This is a genomic window from Lysinibacillus sp. OL1 (genome assembly GCF_004332175.1).
In the GTDB taxonomy this organism is placed as follows: Bacteria; Bacillota; Bacilli; order Bacillales_A; family Planococcaceae; genus Lysinibacillus; species Lysinibacillus capsici.
In genome coordinates this window covers 348,856-370,319 of record NZ_SJDS01000001.1, presented here as the reverse complement: position 1 = coordinate 370,319, position 21,464 = coordinate 348,856, and the positions used below count along the sequence as shown (strand labels likewise).

At 39.1% G+C, this 21,464-nt stretch carries 19 protein-coding genes; 2 read left to right on the top strand and 17 right to left on the bottom strand.

The window, feature by feature from the left end:
- Positions 1 to 63: 63 nt before the first annotated feature.
- The 7 genes from EW028_RS01880 to EW028_RS01850 all read right to left on the bottom strand — a co-directional run bounded on the left by EW028_RS01880 (position 64) and on the right by EW028_RS01850 (position 6,615).
- A complete protein-coding gene (locus EW028_RS01880; RefSeq protein ID WP_066037666.1) occupies positions 64 to 378 on the bottom strand; it encodes a YpoC family protein in 315 nt (104 codons plus the stop codon).
- Complete coding sequence (gene nth, locus EW028_RS01875; protein WP_048389975.1) at positions 375 to 1,037, bottom strand: endonuclease III; 663 nt, start codon at positions 1,035 to 1,037, stop codon at positions 375 to 377. The genes EW028_RS01880 and nth overlap by 4 nt, the downstream gene beginning before the upstream one ends.
- 12 nt (positions 1,038 to 1,049) lie before the next feature.
- Positions 1,050 to 1,778, bottom strand: a complete 729-nt coding sequence (locus EW028_RS01870) for a DnaD domain-containing protein (protein WP_016994290.1) — start codon at positions 1,776 to 1,778, stop codon at positions 1,050 to 1,052.
- A 77-nt stretch (positions 1,779 to 1,855) separates the two neighbouring features.
- Entirely contained in the window at positions 1,856 to 3,151 is a 1,296-nt protein-coding gene (asnS, locus tag EW028_RS01865) for an asparagine--tRNA ligase (protein WP_004232833.1), read from the bottom strand.
- A gap of 28 nt (positions 3,152 to 3,179) precedes the next feature.
- A complete protein-coding gene (locus EW028_RS01860) occupies positions 3,180 to 4,373 on the bottom strand; it encodes a pyridoxal phosphate-dependent aminotransferase (RefSeq protein ID WP_048389971.1) in 1,194 nt (397 codons plus the stop codon).
- Between the two features lie 16 nt (positions 4,374 to 4,389).
- Positions 4,390 to 4,872: a cell wall elongation regulator TseB-like domain-containing protein gene (locus tag EW028_RS01855; RefSeq protein WP_048389969.1), complete on the bottom strand. Its 483-nt coding sequence runs from the start codon at positions 4,870 to 4,872 to the stop codon at positions 4,390 to 4,392.
- A 318-nt stretch (positions 4,873 to 5,190) separates the two neighbouring features.
- On the bottom strand, positions 5,191 to 6,615 hold the full coding sequence (locus EW028_RS01850) for a tetratricopeptide repeat-containing diguanylate cyclase (RefSeq protein WP_131519729.1): 1,425 nt from the start codon (positions 6,613 to 6,615) through the stop codon (positions 5,191 to 5,193).
- Between the two features lie 315 nt (positions 6,616 to 6,930).
- Here EW028_RS01850 and EW028_RS01845 point away from each other — a divergent pair, with 315 nt between their 5' ends.
- A complete protein-coding gene (locus EW028_RS01845; protein ID WP_373564986.1) occupies positions 6,931 to 8,784 on the top strand; it encodes a multicopper oxidase family protein in 1,854 nt (617 codons plus the stop codon).
- 61 nt (positions 8,785 to 8,845) lie between these two features.
- Here the strand turns inward: EW028_RS01845 and EW028_RS01840 are convergent, their stop codons facing one another.
- Together EW028_RS01840 and EW028_RS01835 are read right to left on the bottom strand one after the other, a co-directional pair.
- Positions 8,846 to 10,096 (bottom strand): MFS transporter, encoded by a 1,251-nt coding sequence (locus EW028_RS01840; protein WP_131519728.1) that lies wholly within the window; start codon positions 10,094 to 10,096, stop codon positions 8,846 to 8,848.
- 193 nt (positions 10,097 to 10,289) lie between these two features.
- Positions 10,290 to 11,171 (bottom strand): LysR family transcriptional regulator, encoded by an 882-nt coding sequence (locus EW028_RS01835; RefSeq protein ID WP_131519727.1) that lies wholly within the window; start codon positions 11,169 to 11,171, stop codon positions 10,290 to 10,292.
- 129 nt (positions 11,172 to 11,300) lie between these two features.
- Between EW028_RS01835 and EW028_RS01830 the strand changes: the two genes are divergently transcribed.
- Positions 11,301 to 12,503, top strand: a complete 1,203-nt coding sequence (locus tag EW028_RS01830) for an MFS transporter (RefSeq protein WP_131519726.1) — start codon at positions 11,301 to 11,303, stop codon at positions 12,501 to 12,503.
- Positions 12,504 to 12,611: 108 nt separating this feature from the next.
- On the opposite strand, the gene EW028_RS01825 is transcribed toward EW028_RS01830, so the two are convergent.
- From EW028_RS01825 to EW028_RS01790, 8 genes are all read right to left on the bottom strand, one after another.
- On the bottom strand, positions 12,612 to 13,847 hold the full coding sequence (locus tag EW028_RS01825; RefSeq protein WP_131519725.1) for a Zn-dependent hydrolase: 1,236 nt from the start codon (positions 13,845 to 13,847) through the stop codon (positions 12,612 to 12,614).
- Between the two features lie 170 nt (positions 13,848 to 14,017).
- The gene (locus EW028_RS01820; RefSeq protein ID WP_054550759.1) at positions 14,018 to 14,476 is read right to left on the bottom strand and encodes a nucleoside deaminase; all 459 of its coding nucleotides are present in this window, start codon (positions 14,474 to 14,476) and stop codon (positions 14,018 to 14,020) included.
- Between the two features lie 13 nt (positions 14,477 to 14,489).
- Positions 14,490 to 15,440 carry a carbamate kinase gene (gene arcC, locus EW028_RS01815; protein ID WP_048389956.1) on the bottom strand — a complete coding sequence of 317 codons (951 nt, stop codon included), beginning with the start codon at positions 15,438 to 15,440 and terminating at the stop codon, positions 14,490 to 14,492.
- 2 nt (positions 15,441 to 15,442) lie between these two features.
- The gene (locus EW028_RS01810; RefSeq protein WP_131519724.1) at positions 15,443 to 16,921 is read right to left on the bottom strand and encodes a cytosine permease; all 1,479 of its coding nucleotides are present in this window, start codon (positions 16,919 to 16,921) and stop codon (positions 15,443 to 15,445) included.
- Positions 16,922 to 16,952: 31 nt separating this feature from the next.
- The gene (locus EW028_RS01805) at positions 16,953 to 18,380 is read right to left on the bottom strand and encodes a YlbE family protein (RefSeq protein WP_131519723.1); all 1,428 of its coding nucleotides are present in this window, start codon (positions 18,378 to 18,380) and stop codon (positions 16,953 to 16,955) included.
- Complete coding sequence (fdrA, locus tag EW028_RS01800) at positions 18,373 to 19,926, bottom strand: acyl-CoA synthetase FdrA (RefSeq protein ID WP_131519722.1); 1,554 nt, start codon at positions 19,924 to 19,926, stop codon at positions 18,373 to 18,375. Before fdrA ends, EW028_RS01805 begins: the two co-directional genes overlap by 8 nt.
- Positions 19,927 to 19,928: 2 nt before the next feature.
- Positions 19,929 to 20,804, bottom strand: coding sequence for an oxamate carbamoyltransferase subunit AllH family protein (locus EW028_RS01795; RefSeq protein WP_131519721.1), 876 nt, complete (start codon positions 20,802 to 20,804; stop codon positions 19,929 to 19,931).
- Positions 20,805 to 20,836: 32 nt separating this feature from the next.
- Complete coding sequence (locus tag EW028_RS01790) at positions 20,837 to 21,445, bottom strand: ankyrin repeat domain-containing protein (RefSeq protein ID WP_081011059.1); 609 nt, start codon at positions 21,443 to 21,445, stop codon at positions 20,837 to 20,839.
- Positions 21,446 to 21,464 lie beyond the last annotated feature (19 nt).

Sequence of the window (21,464 nt, the reverse complement as noted above, 5' to 3'; positions counted from 1 at the left end):
CTTTTCGCGTTCTATCCTTCACTTTACATGTCCTATCCACTTTTTATACTCTATCCATCCACTCTAACTTTTACTAGCTTGAATCCGCAGTCGTGCTGTGCGCTTTTTCGTTTCTTTAAATAGCTCATCTAGTTGACGATAGCATGCATATTGACCTGGCTTAGCTTTAATAAAGGCTAATCGCTCAACCCCATTAATCGGTAGCACTTCATCGCCTGCAGCTTGCACAAGTTGTTCAAATAGCTCGATGGCATCTTCCATTAGCCCTTTTGCCAGTCCATTTCTTGCATCATGTGCTGTATGGATAGCGGCTTGTAGTGAAGTCCATTGGGCAAACCATGCATCTACTTTTTCTTTTGCAATGGCTTCACTATTCATGCTTCCTTCACCATGCCTTTCTTTAAACGCTTTTGCCCTTCACGACAATCGTCGAGTAAAGGGCAAGTACCACATCCAGGATTTTGTGCCTTACAATGATAACGTCCAAAGAAAATTAATTGGTGATGCGTTTTTGACCATTTGTCCATTGGCGTTTTCTTCATAATCGTTTCTTCCACTTCAAGCACCGAATCTTTCCATCGACAGAGCCCTAGGCGTTTGGATACTCGCTCCACATGGGTATCCACTGCAAGTGCTGGAATATCGAAGGCTACTGAAAGCACAACATTGGCCGTTTTTCGACCTACGCCTGGTAATGTCACCAATGCTTCACGTGTTGCAGGGATTTCGCCACCGTACTCATCTAGTAAACGTTGACATAGAGCCTGAATGTTCTTCGCCTTATTGCGATAAAGGCCAATAGAGCGAATATCCTGTTGCAATTCCTCTATGGAAACAGCTAAATAATCTTCTGGTGTTTTATATTTTTGAAATAAGGTTTTCGTTACTTTATTGACTAGTACATCTGTACATTGTGCAGATAATAATGTGGCAATCGTTAGCTCAAAAGCATTGTCATGGACGAGCTCACAATGTGCGTCGGGAAACATTCGATCCATTTCTTCTAGACAATGCTCCCACTGTTTTTTCGTTAACAAACTGGATGCCCCCTATTCTCTTTCTTCCAACCAATTATAAAAAGGAACTCTACCCGTTGATTGCGTTTCTTGTTGAACTGTTCGAGCTGGTGCTCTGTTAAATGTCTGTTTCTCACGGAACTGTTCACTTTGCTTTTGTGCGGCTTGAGGTGTCGTAATATTTTTCTTTTTCCATTCTAATAAAATGCGATCAATATAGCGAATACTCAATTTCCCAGCAAAGACAGCCTCCTTTAGCGCCTCTTTGATGAGTGCGGGACTATGCTTGTCCTCATCAAGCCAGCATCCAATTTTTTCAAGTTCTAAAGGAGATAAAAGACGCCCCATTTCCTCTTCAAAAAGACGGAATATCTCCCCTTCTTCTTGCTGAAGTGTCACTGCCGTTTGTTGCTGCTCTTTCATATCAATCATCTGTAAAATGCGCTCCCATAGCGGGTATACGGAATACTTTTCATATAGCTTACCACCCGCGTCGACATCTCGTGTAATTTCAAGAAAACCCTTCTGCATTAATCGCTGTAAACGGGATGTGATGTCATTATCAGACATTGTGAGACGATTTTTTAGATCATTAGGTGTTGGGAAGTCATTCTCCTCCATATGAAAGGCCAATAAGTGCATGACAATCAGTGCCTCTTCATCCTCCATGTTTAACTCCTTATAAAACTGAAAAAAAAGCTGTGGAATGGGAATCATTCTCTGCTCAGTCCATGTACGGAGTCGATGATTATTTACGTTCATTATTCTCCAGACTCCTTCTTTAAGTAAGTAGAAAAGCCGCGTAGATAGTTCACTACGCGACTTTTAAATTGATTAGCTTATGGATATAAGCGGTTTAGTAAACGTGGGAATGGAATTGTTTCACGGATATGCTCTGTGCCTGAAATCCATGCTACAGTTCGCTCTAACCCTAGACCAAAACCTGAATGTGGGACAGAGCCATGTTTGCGAAGCTCTAAATACCAAGCATAGGCATCTAATGATAGGTTATGCTCTTCCAGACGTGATTTTAATAAATCGTAGTCATGGATTCGCTCTGAACCACCAATAATTTCTCCGTAACCCTCTGGTGCAATTAAATCTGCACATAATACAACATCATCACGATCTGGGTGTGGTTGCATATAGAACGGTTTAATGCCTACTGGGTAACAAGTAATAAATACTGGTTTGTCAAATGAATTCGCAATCGCTGTTTCATGAGGCGCACCAAAATCATCGCCCCACTCAATATCGTCAAAGCCTTGTTCGTGTAAAAGCTTAATCGCATCATCATAAGAAATTCGAGGGAATGGCGCTTTTATGTTTTCAAGTGTTGATGTATCACGGCCAAGTCGCTCAAGATCTAATTTGCAGTTTGCAAGTACAGATTGTACGATGTGCGCTACATATTGCTCTTGTACTTCTAAATTTTCTTCAAATTCTACGAATGCCATTTCAGGCTCAATCATCCAAAACTCGATTAAATGACGACGAGTCTTAGATTTTTCAGCACGGAAAGTTGGACCGAATGAGAATACTTTTCCTAAAGCCATCGCAGCAGCTTCCATGTAAAGCTGACCAGATTGAGATAGATAAGCATCTTCATCGAAATATTTTGTATGGAACAGCTCTGAAGTACCTTCAGGCGCAGAACCTGTTAAAATTGGTGGGTCCATTTTTGTAAAACCGTTGTTGTTGAAAAATTCGTATGTAGCGCGAATAATTTCATTACGAATTTTCATAATGGCATGTTGTTTACGAGAGCGCAGCCATAAATGACGGTTATCCATTAAAAATTCTGGACCATGTTCTTTTGGTGTGATTGGGAAATCTGTTGCTGCATGTAGCACCTCGATACCAGTTATAGCAAGCTCACAGCCAAAGCTTGAACGTTCGTCAGCTTTCACCTCACCAATCACATACATAGAAGTTTCTTGCGTCATCCCTTTTGCCGTAGCAAAAATTTCTTCGCCTACTTCTTCTTTCACTACAACGCCCTGTACAAAGCCAGAGCCATCACGTAGCTGTAGGAACGCGATTTTTCCACTTGAACGTTTATTGGCTAACCAAGCGCCAATTTTGACTGTTTCACCGATATGCTGTGGCATATCTTTAATCATAATTTTTTTCATAGAAATCCTCCAAAGTTGACTAGAAGGATTAGTCTTGCCATTTTGATTTTACGAATGTATCAATACGACGGACTGCCTCTTCTAATAAGTCTAAAGATGTAGCATAAGATAATCGCATAGTAGTTGGTGTACCGAAGCCAGAGCCTGGAATCACTGCTACGTTTGCTTCTGTTAAAATATCCGCAGCAAATGCATCTACTGAATCATAGCCAGTGTGAGCCATAGCTTCTGCTACGTCTGGTAATAGGTAGAATGCACCCTGTGGCTTTAATACATGGAAGCCAGGAATAGCACTTAACTGTGGGTAAATTTTTTCAAGACGAGATTCAAATGCCTGACGCATTTCCTCTACCGCATCCTGAGAGCCATTATACGCCTCCACAGTTGCATATTGTGCTGTTGTTGTCGCATTAGATGTTGAGTGTGATGCAAGGTCAGTCATTGCTTTAATAATGTCTGTGTCACCTGCAGCATATCCAATACGCCAGCCTGTCATAGAGTGAGATTTTGCTACACCATTAACGACGATTGTACGTGCTTTCACTGCATCAGAAAGTTGTGCAATTGAAAAATGCTCAATACCATTGTATACAAGCTTCTCATAAATTTCATCTGACACGATTAAAATATCTTTTTCTTCTGCAACAGCAGCAAGTTCTGCTAGCTCTTCACGAGAATAAATCATGCCTGATGGGTTGCTAGGAGAATTGATAATCACTGCTTTTGTCTTGTCTGTCACAGCTGCTCTCAGTTGATCCGCTGTAATTTTATAGCTTTGTTCACGTGTACCTTCAACATAAACTGGTACGCCGCCAGCTAATTTCACTTGTTCTGGATAAGACACCCAATAAGGGATTGGAATAATAACCTCGTCGCCTTCATTTAAAATCACTTGGAATAGCGTGTATAAAATATGCTTTGCCCCTACACCAACAATGATTTCATTTGGCTGATAGGTAAGGTTATTGTCGCGTTGAAGCTTATCAATAATGGCTTTTTTCAGAACTGGAAGTCCGCCAGCGGGTGTATATTTTGTATACCCTTTTTCCATTGAGTCAATGGCAGCATTTAAAATATTTTGAGGTGTATTAAAGTCTGGTTCACCAGCTCCAAGACCAATCACATCAATACCTTGCTCTTTCAATGCTTTTGCTTTTGCAGTAATCGCTAATGTTGAAGATGGTGTTAAAGTTTTTACACGTGTTGCTAATAAATTTTTCATTCGGGATCTACTCCTCTTATAAATTCGTAATGCGCTTCCACCAGTCGCCATCCTTAAACAGAATATAGACATAGTTGAGCTGGTCGTGGTCGTTCAGATATGTAATTTCCCAAACTGCGCCAGGCTCCTCATAGCCTAATTTCATGTGGAGGACTTTTTGTACATTTCCTTCATTTTTAAAAACCGATAATGCTTGCTTTTCCGTAATACCATCTTCTAATATCACTTCCTGAATGGAATCCTCGTCTAGATTCGTCGGAACAAAGACAGCTTTTTTATCACCGTATTCGTCTACCCCGAACACAGTAACATACGAATGTTTGCCATTATATGTGTAGGACTCCGATACAATTGCGAGGGCTTTGGCATCGAGTGCCAACTGTTCAGCCTGCTCTTCAATTGAACGGAACGGAGCCTCGGCTTTCCAGAGTACTAAAATACTAATGACAAGTGACAACGAAACAATAAAGACAGAAATGAAAATTAACCAGTTTTTCATCTATTCACCTTATGTTTCACATCGAGCTGTTTTGGCATAACACATAGCTGATGCATGTGTGTGTCTACAACTGTGTAACCATTCATTTTGCTTTCCATTTTGTCAACCTGCTTTCTTTCCTCATACCACAACATTATACAACAATTTTGTGCTGTCGTGTTTCTTAATTTCATATATTGTACGTTGCTAGAACAACGTTTTCAAATGATGACTACAGTAAATTTCATTTCACCTCATAGAAGCCTCGTTTTGGGCATAAAAAACATGGTCCTATCACAAGAAAAATTCCTATTTAACTATGTAAATAGGAACCTGTCATTATGATAATTCGTATAGCACACAGCTCGCACGGCCATTCGCCTTTGCTTGGTATAAACAGCTATCTGCTTGCTCAAATAGCTCCTTGTATTGATAGTTTTTCTGATTATTCACACAAGCACCCATACTGACCCTTAAGGGATAACTTTGCTGTTCCTGTTCGAGCTTTAGTGAGAGCAAATAGGCATGTGTGTTATGGACCAATGTTTTGATATAGTCCTTCTGAGAATGCCTAAAACAAAGGATGAATTCATCTCCGCCATAACGAATAATTTCCACATCTTCATCCTGTAAAAAATCCTTCAAGCTGTTAGCTAAAAGCTGTAAAATCATATCTCCAAATAAATGACCATGCGTGTCGTTAAATAGTTTAAAATAATCGACATCCAAAACCGTAATACATACATAGGATTGCGTTATTTCGGCTGCATTGAGCCATTCCTGTAGCTCATAGTCTAAAAAATGTCGATTTAAAACGCCTGTTAATGGATCATAATGTGCTTTTTTCTCAAGCTTTTCCTTTTGACGCTTAAATTCCAAGTTCATTACTTGTTGTAATAAATTTGCAACACTCATTTTTTCCGAGAGATCAATATATTCACGCTGTACATCAAAAATTTCATCTCGCCAATCCAATTGATACAATACATTTAACAGTAAGCGCATCACTTTTTTTGTAATTGGCTTATCTCCATAAGATCGGGCAAGATCGATGGCTTGTTTATAATAAAATACAGCTTCTTCAAGCTTTTGCTGTTTTTCAAATAAAAAACCGTAGCCAAACAATGCCGCTACTTTTTCTCGTTTATGATGATGAATAATAGTAGAGGATAACGTACTGTCCAGCAATGCCTTCCCCTCTTTAAAATCCCCTTCTAAAATATATACATCTGCTAAATTATTATTAATACGAATATCATGTAATTTTGCTAGATCAGGCATTGTTCTAGCAAGAGATTTATTATATTCCCTAGCTAATAGCCCTGCTTGAAGTGCTTCCTTTGTACAGCCCTTCTCTACCTCTAAATAGCACAGATTATTATGACAGCGAACAAGCATGACAGGATCTTGTAGCTCCTGTGCATAGGCGATAGATTTTTTCGTCATCTCCACCGTTTTTTCACGGATGCCAACTAAATCATAGATTAATGACATTACTAAATGATAATGCATTAAATCTTTTGTCGTACCATAATTTTGACAAATGGCCTCATAATCATGAATAAGATTAACCATGCTTAATGTGTCACCTAAAGAATGATGAACTAATATTTTTTGATAGTACAAATCCATGACATATGGATAGTTATTGCTCTCTAATGCGACTAAAAGACCTTGATCAGCAAGCTTTAGTGCTTTCGTTAAATACCCCTTTGTGCGCATCTCCATTATCGTTTTATTTAATTCTTCTAATGTTAATTCCACCGTTTCACCACTTCTCCATACCCCATATCATCCAGTTTACTTTGTGCTTTCTCAATTATAAGACATATGTATTCACTTCGTCCGCCTTTTTCGTATGATACCAACTATTACCTACAACGCAAAAATCTTTTGTGATGATTGTTTTAAAATCTTACATCTGTTTGCTTGAAAGTGAATCATCTTATCCCATCATAATATGTAGGTAATTTTTTATGTCTTTACACATTTTTCTCCATTTTTGTCCTCGTTACCTGTTGTTTTTACCCATATGATGAGTTAATTAGCTTTTTTAGTATTGAAAAGGGACGTGATGTTGTGAGTATGCAAATTAACCCTTCTGATCCAGCAACAATTCCAAAATTTGTAGATGAACTTCCAAAACCAATGATTGCTAAACCAAAATACAGCAGAGGGCAACAAAAGAATGATTATTACGAATTGGTCATGATGGAGGGCCAGCATCGTTTTCATAAGCATTTTCCAAACTCATTAATTTGGGGCTACAATGGGCTTTACCCAGGGCCAACCATAGAAGCTTCTAAAGATAAAACAATCTATGTGAAATACAAAAACCAGCTGCCCTTACAGCACTTTTTACCAGTAGATTTTACACTTCATGCTGCAAACGATTCACAAGAAGTAAGAACAGTTACGCACTTACATGGTGCCAATGTGGATTGGCAGAGTGATGGCCATCCTGAAGCATGGTACACAAGAGACTATCGGCATACTGGTCCAAAATTTAATAAGGAAATACATGAATATACGAATCATCAACCTGGCACTACCATGTGGTATCATGACCATGCCATGGCTTTAACACGTTTAAATGTATATGCAGGATTAGCAGGCTTTTATTTACTGAGGGATGCCCTTGAGGAACGCTCTAATTTACCCTGTGGAGACTATGAATATCCGATTTTAATTCAAGATAAAACGTTTAATGAGGATGGCTCATTGTTTTATCCTGACGAACCACCCTTTCCCGTGCCTGTTCATCCCTCTATCACACCAGGCTTTGTTGGCAATACGATAGTGGTTAACGGAAAACTATGGCCTTTTTTAGATGTTGAGCCACGTAAATATAGATTTCGTTTACTAAATGGCTCTAATCGACGAGGCTATGTCATCAGTCTTTCCAATGATCAACCAATGTTTCAAATTGGTACAGATGGCGGTTTCTTATCAGCACCACAACTTATCCAATCTGTCGAGTTGCTGTCAGCTGAACGCACGGATGTCATTATCGATTTTTCAAGCTGTGCTGGACAGGAGATTACCTTACTTAATACTGATACCGATTTCAGTGATGAACACACAAACGTGATTATGCAGTTTCGAGTAACTTTACCTTTGAAATGTGAAGATACAAGTGAGATTCCAGAAAGACTTGCCGTTTCTATGGATTTACATCCACACCATGCACATATTGAAAGACAACTACCATTGACGGCGACTACCGATGAGTTTGGTCGACCTATGTTGCTGTTAAATGATCGTATGTACCATGATCCAGCAACGGAAAAACCTTCTTTAGATAGTGTGGAAATCTGGAGCTTTATTAATGCTACACCCTTTATCCATCCTATTCACCTGCACCTCATTCAATTTAAAATTCTGGAACGAAGGCCGTTTGATTTAGAAATCTATCAAAATGAAGGCATCGTACAATTTACAGGGCCGCCTGAAGAACCAAGAGACTATGAGCGAGGTTGGAAAGACACGGTGAAGGCTGACGCTGGAAAGGTAACAAAAATTATTATGCATTGGAAAGATCATGTCGGGAATTATATGTGGCATTGTCATTTCCTTGAGCATGAGGATCATGATATGATGCGACCCATTCTCGTTATGAAAGACGTCCATGCTGTTCAGCAGCCTCATGCAGCAGTAGAACATCCTGGAACACATCAAGAATCAACAGCTCCCACAAATCCTACAAATCCTACAAGTACTACCCATCATAGTGAATCTTCAGCACCACTATTCAATGAGGTAGAACACTCACAACTTGAGGAAGAAAAGGTAGTCTCACCTCAAGAAGAAGAATCCATTACTATTCATATAGGAGATAATACACAACATATGCCAACGCTACTGTTTCCACCCCTTCCTACCAATACTCCTACGAGCAGGCATAGGCCTCGTCAAAGAACCCGAAGATTTTAGCTAAGTATCGCTTTACAAAGAAAACTACCAATGAAAAGGTGGTTTTCTTTGTTCTAGCAATTTATTTGACCTCCAATTGCCATATTCTTTTCGTTACGAAAGCTAATAATAATACACATACAGAGATTATAAAGACTGGTATATAGATGTTGGCTTGAAAGAACTCAAATAGCAACCCATACCCCATCTGCCCAAGTGGTGCCATACACTGTGATACTGCCATCATAATTGCCATAACCTTCCCTAATTGTTCATTTGGTGTTTCTTTTTGCACAAGGGTCATTACGTAAATGGAGATGATCGTCATCATCATCGCAATGATAAGAGCACAACCAATAAATAAGCTATACGAGGGATAATAGCCAATTTGAAGGGCGCGAGGGAGCACAGACATAGCCATGGGAATTACCAAAAAGGCTGACATCAATACCCAAATATAGAGTGTGTGAATACGCAGCTTTTTTGCAAAGTACCCCATCGTTAACGCGCCTAAAATCGTCGCAAAATCAATAATCCCCATTCCTATTCCATACCATGTATCACTACTGTTCATCGTGACACGAAGAATAATAGGCACACCAACGATAAAAAGTGGAGTCAATAGTAAATTCAATAAAGCAGCAAGTAGCGTACATTTTAAAATAAAAGTTTGCTTCACCACATAAGTAAAACCTTCTTTCATGTCTTTGATTAAGGTCGGCATCAAATGACCATCATAGCTACGTTTTACAAATGGGATTGTCATAAACATTTCTATAATAGCCGTAAAGAAAAATAATAAGCCACTTACTATGACGAGAAGTTTGAGGCCGAGCATTCCATATAGTATCCCCCCTAGCACAGGTGCTGTCACCCCCGCTAATGCCTGGACCCCATTGACGACCCCATTAGCCTGCTCAAGCTTTTGTTCGCTAACCAATAGCGGAATACTAGCCATTACAGCTGGCGTGTACATGGCACTAATGAATGAAAGTAGGACCATAACCAACCCAATCCATAGCACAGAATGATTATCTGTTAGTAATACAATAAAAAACATCAATACAATGCCACTATTGACAAAATCAAATAGGACCATTAAATTTCGCCGATTAAAACGATCTGCTATTGCGCCACCAAATGGTGTAAGTAAAACAGGTAGGCTTGAAATAGCAAAAAGTACAGCAAAAAGATCTGCCCGTCCTGTTACATCTAAAACAAAAAGTGAAAGAGCAAATCTTAATAGTGCAGAGCCTAAAATAGAAATAATCTGCCCAGCTACCATAATGATAAAATCTTTCGAAAAGCCTTTTTCTTTGACTAGCATTTTCATATAAAAAACACCCCTCACTATTATTAGACCGACAGTCGGTCATTTAATATGGTAAAAAATTGTAGGCACAAGTTGAGGCTTTACAAGCTTCTAGGACTTGCCCTACAAATTAGACTGACTGTCGGTTTATAAATAGTATATGTGAACTCCCCAAAAAAAGGAACATATTTTTATATCTTCCTTTTTGTTAACCCTATTTACTTTTAAAGTAATGTTTAATTTGCTCAATCATAGCAGTAGTTGCCTGACTAACATAGCGATCTACACGGAAAATAATGGATAGGCTTCGGCTTGGAGCACCATTTGAAATTCGTATACTACACAAACTAGGATCATTCATTTGTTGGAGCAAAGGATAGGGTTGCACCGTTACACCAATATTGGCTCGAACGAGATTCATAATGGACGTGACAGAGCTTGTTTCAAGAATAGAATGAATGTGAAAACCATGCTTTTTTACAGCCTCTTCTACTATCTCTCTACCAAGAAAACCTCCAGGATACATCACCATAGGAAGGCCCTCTAATTCAGCAATTGGGATCACTGTTTGCTGTGCCAATGGATGCTCCTTTGAAACGGTCAGTACATATTCCTCTCTACATAAAGGAATAATGACCAATCGATCATCTGATTCTACATTCGTCCCAATACCGATATCCACTTCATTTTCGAGAACCTGCCGCATAATATCGATGGAAGCAAGTATCTTTAATTTTACCTTTGGAAATTTTTGATGGAAATCAATAACAAGCTGTGTAATCCGATAATCAAGATCAGATGGCATGATGCCAATACTTATTTGTCCCCCTTGTAGCCCCTGTAAATCTTTAATCGAATCTTTGACATTTTGTAATGTATTAAATACCTCTGTTGTATAGCTAAACAAAAGAGAGCCTGCCTCAGTCACAACAATTTTTTTGCCAATACGATCGAACAATGGCATTCCTAGCTCATCCTCCAGCACACGTATTTGCTGGCTTAACGTTGGCTGAGAGATGCCAAGTTTCTCAGCAGCTTTTGTAAAATGTAGCTCCTCATAGACTGCCATAAAATAATGCAGATGCCGTATTTCCACATAGATCACGCCCTATCATAGTTTCTAACTATCATTGTAATAGTAATAATAGTATTGTTCAATCATTCTAATTCAGTTAGACTTCAATTTAGGCTTACTATTTATTTGATAGGACGGAGAGGAAAGACAATGAATATAAAACACAAAATTGTACCAATTATTGCCATTATTTTAGCTTCTTTTAATTTACGGCCTGTCATTACTTCGGTGTCCCCCTTATTAGGAACTATTCGCCAGACTTTACATATGAGTGCAGCTACTGCTAGTTTGCTAACTTCTTTAGCTGTGCTATGTATGGGCTTATTTGCACCTTTCGCAATCAAACTAGCTAATCGTTGGAGCATCGAGCGAACTATCGCTTACGCTCTTATTCTTATTGGATTAGCAACAGCTACCAGATATTTTGCTAATACTGCCTGGATCATGCTAGTAACAGCCTTGTTATCAGGCATTGGCATTGCCATCGTAGGACCACTGTTATCGGGCTATATTAAGGAGAAATTTGCGAACCCTTCCCGTGTAGTTGGGATTTACTCGCTAGCACTTGTAGTAGGAGCTGCACTTGGCTCTGGGCTTTCTATTCCATTAAGCAATTTTTTTCATTCATGGCAAGCTTCTTCTGCCTCCTGGGCTATTCTTGCTTTACTCGCTTTATTCTTTTGGTGGAAGCCAATCGAACAAAAAGCAGTTACTGCTTCAGTCACAGATTTACCTAGTAAGAGCAACAGTGTGAAGCAAATGTTAATGAATCAAAAGGCTTGGCTTTTAACAGGCTTTTTTGGGTTAATGGCCTTCATGTTTTATACCATCATGGCTTGGTTACCTCCCATCGCAGAAAATTTAGGCTATAGCAAACACGACGCTGGAATGATGCTGACACTATTAACAATTGCGCAAATGCCAGCTACATTTTTAGTGCCTATATTAAATAACCGTTTTCAGCATCGAGCCGTATGGCTAGTAGGTAGTTCATCATTAGAATTAATTGGTTTATTGATGCTACTGTTTTCTTATAATCCTTGGCTGAGCAGTATTCTGATTGGCCTTGGTGCAGGTGGGCTTTTCTCATTAGGGCTAACATTACCAATTGATGAGGCCAAAGATATTCACGAGGCTAGCTTCTTAGCTGCTATGACACAATCAGTTGGCTTTGTATTTGCTGCATTGGGCCCCTTCTTTGTCGGTCTTGTTCGAGATTTCACAGGCAATTTTACAACTGCTATTATTGGCATGATCATCATCGTCCTTGTGATGATTCTGATTCAACTAAAAATTGGAAACCAAAAGCAACCGCAAATGCATCATATTCACATGAAAAAGACGACTTTCTAACAAGGAAGGTCGTCTTTTAATGATGGAATCGATTTTGTGCATTTGTTGTATTGCCTTCACGGGATGACACTGGCCATACATGTAGCGTCTTCAACTGATGATTGCTAATTAGCTGACTGAAGCATATCTTAGCACAACTGCCTCTAAAACATCGATTCCTATTAATATATCTTCAAGCTCCGTATGTTCATCTGGATGGTGACTTAAACCATCCACCGAAGGAATAAAAATAAGGCCAACTGGTCCGAGCCTTGTCATATTCATAGAATCGTGACCTGCTCCACTTTGCATATATTGATAGGATAGTTTCTTCTCTACACAAATTGTTTCTAAATCTTGCATTAGCTTTGGAGAAAGCAGGACAGGATCCTCTGAGCTAATGACATTGTATGCAATCGCAAGCTGCCTCTTTTGTTGAACGTTTGCAATAACCGTATAAAAATGCTGAAGCACACGTTCTCTCGATTCCACAGAGGATGATCGGATATCTACAGTTAACTCCACTTCTCCTGGAACTACGTTCATCGAGCCTGCCACAACCTCTAGTATTCCAACAGTTGCCACAGTGCCAAACTCCTGCTCTGCTATTGCCGCTTTTTCTAATTCTAATGCCAATTCGGATGCTCCTAAAAGAGCGTCCTTTCTCATATTCATTGGAGTCGTGCCTGAATGGGACGCTTTTCCATTTAACTTCATTAATAAGCGAACTGGTGCTGCTACCCCTGTGACAATACCAATTTTCTTTTCATAGTTAATTAGCAGTGGTCCCTGTTCAATATGCAATTCGAAAAAGGCATGGAATCCTTCCTCTACTCTTGTCGCTTGATCAACACTACTAAAATCAAGTCCACAATGAGCAAAAGCCTGCTCCATCGTCATACCATCTCGATCGACTAAATGGCGATATTTTTCTTTATCAATTAATCCTGCCATTGCTTTACTGCCTACTGTTGACACACCAAATCTTGAAGACTCCTCACAGGCAAAGGCGATAATTTCAATTGGATGCTCTGTCACAATAGATCGCTCGTTTAATCGCTTGATGACCTCAAGGGCAGCGGTTACCCCTACAACGCCATCATATTTACCGCCTTGATAGACAGTATCTAAATGAGATCCCATGACAACAGGCTGCAATCCTGGCACACTGCCTTCTCTTCGAGCAATAAGATTTCCACAATGGTCAATATGAATTTGAAGATTTTCATCTTTACATAAACGAATAAAGGCATGTAAACAAGCCTGTTCTTCATTCGTATAGGCAACTCTCGTAATCCCTTTTTCGCCTGAATTATATTGATTCATTTTATCTAGTAATTGTTGATAACGTTCTTTATAGATCATGTAAACAGCTCCTTTTGAAGAATTACGAAGATGAAAATCAGACCAAATGTACGCTTGTCATAGTATCTATTTTACACCTTTTTGGTTGAAAATTAGAAAAGGGATTCTCCATAACGAGATCCCTACTCTAATTCACTGGAAAGACTTAAGCAGTATATGACTGCTCTAATCTATTTACTATTAGCCATTTTGTCATTGAAATGATGGAACAATGCATCACATTCTTCAGTCGTTTCAATTTTTTGCATGTTCAGGACACTCTTATCTTTACCCGTTAAGTAATCACGTAGATGCATATCAGAGAAGCCATGTACATGAGCATCTTCTGCTGTATTACAATAATGAACTTCTTTAATACCCGACCAAATAATAGCGCCCACACACATTGGACATGGTTCGCAAGTAGCGTAGATGACACAATCGGATAAATCCATTGTGCCAAGCTTTTTAGAGGCTTCACGAATGGCTACTATTTCTGCATGTGCAGTGATGTCTGTATCACGCATCATTGTATTGCCAACAACAGCGATGATTTCATCACCTCTTACAATGGTTGCACCAAATGGTCCACCAATATTTTGATCGATGCCTTCTTTTGTTTTGTCAACAGCTAGTTGAATATAATCCATACCGTGTTTCCTCCTAGTTAATAATATGAGTACCAGCCTGATTATTGATCGCTTCTTTCAGACTTTCAGGGTTTGTAATAATTACTCGATGACCACCATTTTCTAAGAAGCTTAAGCTTGCTTCGATTTTTGGTAGCATACTTCCTGGCGGGAACTGATTATCTTGAACATGCTGCTTTGTTTCCTCAACAGTAATTTCTTCAAGTGCTTGTTGTTCAGGTTTTCCAAAGTTAATAAACACACGCGGAACACCCGTTGTAATAATTAATGAATCCGCATTTACTTGTGCCGCTAATAGACTTGTTGCAAAGTCTTTGTCAATGACTGCATCTACACCCTCATAGACATTATTTTCTTTTTTCACAACTGGAATTCCACCACCGCCTACAGCGATCACGACATAATCATTATCAATTAATGATTTAATCGCCTCTTTTTCAACGATATCGATTGGTTTTGGTGAAGGCACAACGCGACGGTAGCCACGGCCAGAATCCTCTACCATTTTCCAATCTGGATGCTCTACTAGCATCGCCTCCGCTTGCTCCTTTGTAAAGAATGAACCAACTGGCTTTGTAGGGTTAATAAAGTTGGGATCATGTTCATTGATTTCAACTTGTGTAATCACACTGACTACCTTTTTATTAATTTGACGTTTAGTCAGTTCGTTAATTAATGCTTGTTGAATTAAATAGCCAATTCCACCTTGTGTGTCAGCCACACAGTTTACTAACGGAATTGCTGGCATGCCTGATACTTCATTAGCAATTTCACTTCTTTGTAAAGTGAAACCAACTTGTGGACCATTGCCGTGTGTGACAACCACTTTATAACCTTCCTGAATCATATCCGCGATATGCTCGACAGTTTGAGCAACTGCCTCTTGCTGACTTTGAATAGATTCACTTCCACTATCTTTTACCAACGAGTTACCGCCGATTGCTACAATTACTAATTTATTCACAACTACACCCCTACTTCTTTTTCTACACTATTTTGAACATTTTGCTGATTAAATTTATATAACAGCGTATATAAAATGAATGACACGATCAGTCCGCTAAAGAAAGCAAAGTTATTTAGCTGTACTAAAAACGGCACACTTTTCAGGAAAGCACCTGACATTGGTAAGAGGAAGCTTATTAATAGAACGATACATGCTACGATGTTATAGCCAGATTTATAAGCTCCATTATGACCTTCTTCCACATACATCATAGATAAATCTAAACGTCTTTTACGCTCGATAAAGAAGCTAGACAACATAATACCTGCAATCGGTCCAAACATAGAGCCTATAAAACTATAAAAGAAAAATAACGTTTCTGTACTCGATACTAGTTTCCAAGGCAAAATGACTGTGCCAATAATCGCTGTTAAAATACCTGCTGTTTTGACCGTAAATACTTTAGGGAATAAAGTTGTCATTTGTAATCCAGATGGTAATAAATTACCAAAAACTACAAAAGCTGTTGCGCCTACATTTAAAGCTAAAATTAATACAATTACTGAAAAGGGATTTTGAATTTTATCAATAGCATCTACAATATTAAAAATTGGTTGCCCAAAAGCAATTTCTGTCCCTGCTATTAAACTAATACAAGTAATCGCAAATAATAGATATGAGCCGATCATACCGATGGATAAGCCATAGATCATTGCTTTTGGCGATTTAGCTCTATGCGTAAAATCTGCTATATTTACAATTGGACCAGCCCAGTTAGACACCAATGCGCTAACACATGCAATAAAGACCAATGGACTTTCCATCGTTGTAGAAGGCTTATATGCTAAAATTGGTCCAATTCCTCCAGCAATATTAATTGCCCAAATCGCTGCGCCAATAATGAAAATATAAACAATCGGTGATGAGTATTTACCGAAGACCGTTAGCATATCCATGCCACCTAAAAAAAGTAAAACTGTAATTACCCATAAAATAATATAAGAAATCATAGTCGGAACATCTAAGCCAAAAATAGTGAAGTCTCCACCAATAGACATATAGTTCGGAATGAATCTTGCAAATAATACATTAAGGGATTGAGCGCCCACAACGGTCGTCGTACCAAAGAATACAACCCCAGCAATCAACCCTCGACATAACGCTGGAATAATAGAGCCTTTTACTCCAAATGAATCTCTTAGTAATATGGCAAACGGAATGCCATATTTAGAGGCGGAATATCCATTTAAGCAATAGCCTGCTGAGACGATTACTGCTGAAAGCATAATGGCTAAGAAAACTTGATTAACTGATAATCCTAAGACAAAAAACCCTGCAACCGTCATATAAGACATAATATTGTGAACTGCGCCCATCCACACGGTAATGTAGTTAAAGATTCCCCAGTCTCTTTCCTGAGGACCTTTTGGTAAAAGTTCTTCCGAATAGCCAAGTGCTCTATAATCTTGATTGGACTGTTCAATTTTTGCGTGTTCCATAGAAAGCTCCTCCTACTTATAGGAAGTGGGCTTAAGCCCACTTCTCACTAATTGTAATTAATGCTTTTTCAAAAGCTTCCATTGGAGGATTTGTGATACCAGCACCAATCATACCGATTCCAGCCTCTTTATGTGCGATAGCTGTATTAATAATTGGAAGAATACCTGATTGGATGACTTTGCGAATATCAATACCAGTAGGAATTCCCATGAAGTTTAATAATGGAATGGTAATATTTTGGTTTTCTGTCGTCGTAATTTCTTTCATTTTACGAGAATAACCAATTGCTTCATCCACTGTTCCACCTACTAAAGCAACGATTGCTGGTGCAGTAGCCATTGCGAAACCACCAATACCGTAAGTTTCTGTAATAGCACTATCCCCTATATCAAGACCTGAATCCTCTGGTTTGTAGCCAGCAAACATCGGTCCGATTACTTTTTGTGCTGGGCCAGTAAACCATGTATTACCTGGCATGCCACTAATACGAACACCAAATTCTACACCGTTACGTGCCATTGTTGTCACGACAGTACTATATTCGATTCCATGTGCAGCATCTAATGCACATTTACAGCATGCCATCCATGTAGGACCTGAAAAATAATCACTACTTGCCACGAAATCAAATACTGCTCGCTTCTGTTCAACAGGATAATCTGTTTCTAAGATATATGGTGTCAATGCTTGAATTAATAAGCTTGTACCTGCATTATTACGGTTATGACATTCGTCACCCATGTGGAGCGCTTGTGCAAGCATTAATCGTAGATCGATGCCGTCTTTATTTAATTTCATTGCATCACGTAAAATTGGTCCTAACACATCACGCATCCATATTAATCGCTCGACAACGCTGTCATCGTTGGCACCCATACGCAAGATTTTTGCCATTTGCTCACTTAAATTTGTATAGGCGATATTGCCATACGTTTTATTTTCAACGATGTGCATAAACATCGAAGCAGATGTTACCCCAGCCATTGAACCAACGGCATTATGCTCATGACAAGGTGAGAATGTGATTTCTCCTGAAGCCGCTACCACTGCTGCTTCTTCTAAGTCTTTTGCTAATCCTTCGAATACAAGTGCACCCATAACAGCGCCTTGCATTGGGCCATTCATGTTTTCCCACGTAATGGGTGGTCCTGCGTGTAAAATTGTTTTTTTCGTCATGCCAGGCACAACATTGATGGCTTGATCGAAACCAATCAGCACGGGTTGAGAGTTCACAATTTTTTCCACTGCAAGACGATTTGCTGCTTCGATTTTTTCAGCAAGTTCTGCTTTATCGATTTTGTTTAGTGCTGCAATAATTTCTGGCTTACCTCCACCTGGTGGTGACCACTCTAGGTGTGTAGCACTTGCATTTTGTGCTAATATATCATCCTTAAAAAGTTCAATACCTACGTTAATGACGTTAATTTTACTTGTAAAAAGTTCATTAATCTTACTCATGATTTTCTCCTTTCAACACCATTTCTCTAGCAAGTAATCCTGCATTTGTACTACTGCTTGCATGTGTAACACCTGCATCAATTAATTTTTTCACTTGCTCATCTATGTTTGGCGTATCTAAGTCTGTTCCAAGGACATACCCAATGATCTCTAAATGTCTACCTTCTTTTTCAGCAAATTGTTTAGCTTCAATGATGGCTGGAAGCATAACACCTACTGGGTCTTCATGAGAGCCAAAGCCTAATACGAAGTCCATCACAATGACACCAACTGTCGGATCTTTTGCTTCTTGTAAGAAGCGCTCAATGCGAGAAGACGGATCGATCATTGGATGTGGTTTACCATTTGTAAAATCATCATCACCGAAGTCAATGAATGTATGTTCCTGACTCACATTGATATCTTTCAATAAGAAATCAGGATTTTTCTGGATGTTACTGTAAATGTTATCGAATTTTTCCATCGCTAGATACATAGATTCATCACAAAGCGTACCGCCACAGAATAACCCACGAATGTATTTTTGTTCTGGTGCTAATTTTGCACGGACCTCTTCAACTAATGGAATGTTAAGTGCACGTTTGTTAATGCCTGCTTCATCAATACCTGCTAGTAAGACTGCTTTTAATGCTGCTTCTTTCGATGTTTTAGCAAATTGTCCACCAGCTGCCACTACCGCCTCTTCATTACCACCGATAAAGTAAACCACTACTGGTTTGCTGCATTCTTTGATTTGTGCGAGCACCTTTTTCTCAACACTTGCTTCAGGTGGCTTCGACACTAGAACGATCACTTTTGTCGCTTCATCCGCATCTAGTGCTTTAATGCCATCAAGCATCATAATGCCGCCTACTTCTTTACTTAAATCTCTTCCGCCAGTACCGATCAGTTGTGTGATTCCACCACCGAAGTCATGAATACGAACACTTACCTCTTGGCTACCTGTACCAGATGCTGCTATGATACCGATATTGCCTTTTCTCACAGCGTTGGCAAAGCAAAGACCTGTATTACCAATAATGGCCGTACCACAGTCTGGCCCCATCATTAATAGACCTTTTTCATGTGCTAAAGTTTTTAATTCTACTTCATCTTCAACGCTTACATTATCACTGAACAGCATCACGTGTAGATCATTTTCAAGTGCTTTGCGTGCTTCGCGAACGGCAAATGCCCCATTGACAGAAATGACCGCAAAGTTTGCATCAGGAATTCCTTGTGCAGCTGAATCAATCGTTGCATATTTAATATCACTTTTTGCTTGTGCTTTATCTTTATTTGTTAGTAATTCTTCCACTGCTAGGTAAGCGCTTTCTGTTTGATCCGCATTAGCAGTTTTAACAATAATCATTAAGTCCCCTGCTGTTGCCTCCTCCACTTCTGGCGTCATCAAACCAACGTTACGAATGACTCCTTTGTTCATCTCCGTACCCATACCAATAATTGCTTGCTCGACGCCTTCAATTTGATTCGCTTTTGTAGATAGTGACATCAATGACACTGAATCAAAATATGTGTTGCGCTTAATTACGACTTTAATACTCATCATTATCCTCCTAATTTTATATTGGCTTCTAAGCCACTTATCAGCCCTAAGGCAATATCTGTTCCTGAGGAGGAGCCAATAGCAAGCACCTTTCTCAGAGCCTCAATGGATTCCACTTCTGTGCCATATAAAATGGCGTGTATGAATGAACAGATGGACTCCCTTACTTGTCCATATGCTGCCTTCTTCAATGTTGTAAAGCTAATCTCATTGGTCAAAGGCTGAATCACTTTGATGACGCTTTCACACAAAGGTTTATACATAGAACACGGGCTATTTTGTAAGTGAATGATAGCAAATAAGCCTACTAAAAAATCATCCCCTGATGGTGTTAGCCCTGGCCCCAAGCCTACTAAATCAGCTGCATATGCCTGAAAACGATCCAAACGTTGATTCAATATTTCCTCATAAAGTAAAGTTGTGCGCTGCTGTAATAATCTAGATGTCTCTGCTTCAAATTCACTGACGGGAGAATCATTACGTTTTATGCCGCCGCCTTTCCCATGTAAATCAATGAATTGTTTAACACGAATCATATTCATTTTTAAGCGTGTACAATTTGCTGGATAAATAGGTAGCTGACATTGCCAACGAGAGGCGGTAGGGATCGCTATTATTAATTTTTCTTCTATTAATAGTTGATTATGGCGAACCGATACCCTGTCATGTTGCTGAATGCCCAGGTGATCCAATGTATCAAGATCAATGACAAGTGTATTGGGTGCCCGATCCATTGCCTTCGTAGCAAGTGTAAAAATTTCATCATTACCATCACTCCGTATATTTAAGGCATGTTTAAACACGCTGTGAACCGTTCCCGTAAACGTCTCCACTATTTGCTGCAGGAAATAATCATCACCCAATTTGGCATGTATCATATGTACACCCTCTTTATGTCGTAGGAGTACTACTATTTCGCTCCTGCTTCTAGTAGAATTTTTTCAATTTCAGTAAATCCTTTTTCTTTAGCCATTGTTAATGGTGTCACACCATATTGATCCACTAATTGTGTATCTGCTCCATGTTCTACTAATAGACGAACTATTTCTTGTTGCTTTTCTCCCCCATCATTGAGAAGAATGGCTTCAATCAATGGTGTCCATCCACAAATATTTGTATGGTTGACATTGATGTCTGTAGTCGTTACAAGTTCACGAACTACCTCAACAAAGCCCTTCTCACTTGCTGGATGAATCCCTACACCGCCAAAGCGTGTTAAACGCTCTAAATCTGTGTTTGCTTGTAGCATTATTTTCACAAGCTCTAACTTTCCATTTATACATCCATACAAAAATGGGTTTAAACAAATTTGATCTTGAAGGTCAATATCTGCCCCTTCCTGAATTAAAAATTTTACTGTTTCTAATTGATCATTCATCGCAGCAAGTAAAATTGCTGTACGTTTGCGCTTATTTTGAGAATTAATATCCACACCTTGTTGTAAATAACCTTTCAGAGCGTTATTATCACCTGCTTCAGCTGCAGTTAAAAATTCTGAGACCACATTCATATCTACCAATTTCATTCCTCCATTTCTC

Excerpts from the sequence above, each read along its gene's own strand:
- EW028_RS01855 (WP_048389969.1), bottom strand. The coding sequence starts at position 4,872 with ATGAAAAACTGGTTAATTTTCATTTCTGTCTTTATTGTTTCGTTGTCA.
- EW028_RS01810 (WP_131519724.1), bottom strand. The coding sequence starts at position 16,921 with ATGGAACACGCAAAAATTGAACAGTCCAATCAAGATTATAGAGCACTT.
- EW028_RS01870 (WP_016994290.1), bottom strand. The coding sequence starts at position 1,778 with ATGAACGTAAATAATCATCGACTCCGTACATGGACTGAGCAGAGAATG.
- EW028_RS01830 (WP_131519726.1), top strand. The coding sequence starts at position 11,301 with ATGAATATAAAACACAAAATTGTACCAATTATTGCCATTATTTTAGCT.
- EW028_RS01840 (WP_131519728.1), bottom strand. The coding sequence starts at position 10,096 with ATGAAAATGCTAGTCAAAGAAAAAGGCTTTTCGAAAGATTTTATCATT.
- EW028_RS01820 (WP_054550759.1), bottom strand. The coding sequence starts at position 14,476 with ATGGATTATATTCAACTAGCTGTTGACAAAACAAAAGAAGGCATCGAT.
- EW028_RS01805 (WP_131519723.1), bottom strand. The coding sequence starts at position 18,380 with ATGAGTAAGATTAATGAACTTTTTACAAGTAAAATTAACGTCATTAAC.
- EW028_RS01825 (WP_131519725.1), bottom strand. The coding sequence starts at position 13,847 with ATGATCTATAAAGAACGTTATCAACAATTACTAGATAAAATGAATCAA.
- fdrA (WP_131519722.1), bottom strand. The coding sequence starts at position 19,926 with ATGAGTATTAAAGTCGTAATTAAGCGCAACACATATTTTGATTCAGTG.
- EW028_RS01880 (WP_066037666.1), bottom strand. The coding sequence starts at position 378 with ATGAATAGTGAAGCCATTGCAAAAGAAAAAGTAGATGCATGGTTTGCC.
- EW028_RS01860 (WP_048389971.1), bottom strand. The coding sequence starts at position 4,373 with ATGAAAAATTTATTAGCAACACGTGTAAAAACTTTAACACCATCTTCA.
- asnS (WP_004232833.1), bottom strand. The coding sequence starts at position 3,151 with ATGAAAAAAATTATGATTAAAGATATGCCACAGCATATCGGTGAAACA.
- EW028_RS01795 (WP_131519721.1), bottom strand. The coding sequence starts at position 20,804 with ATGATACATGCCAAATTGGGTGATGATTATTTCCTGCAGCAAATAGTG.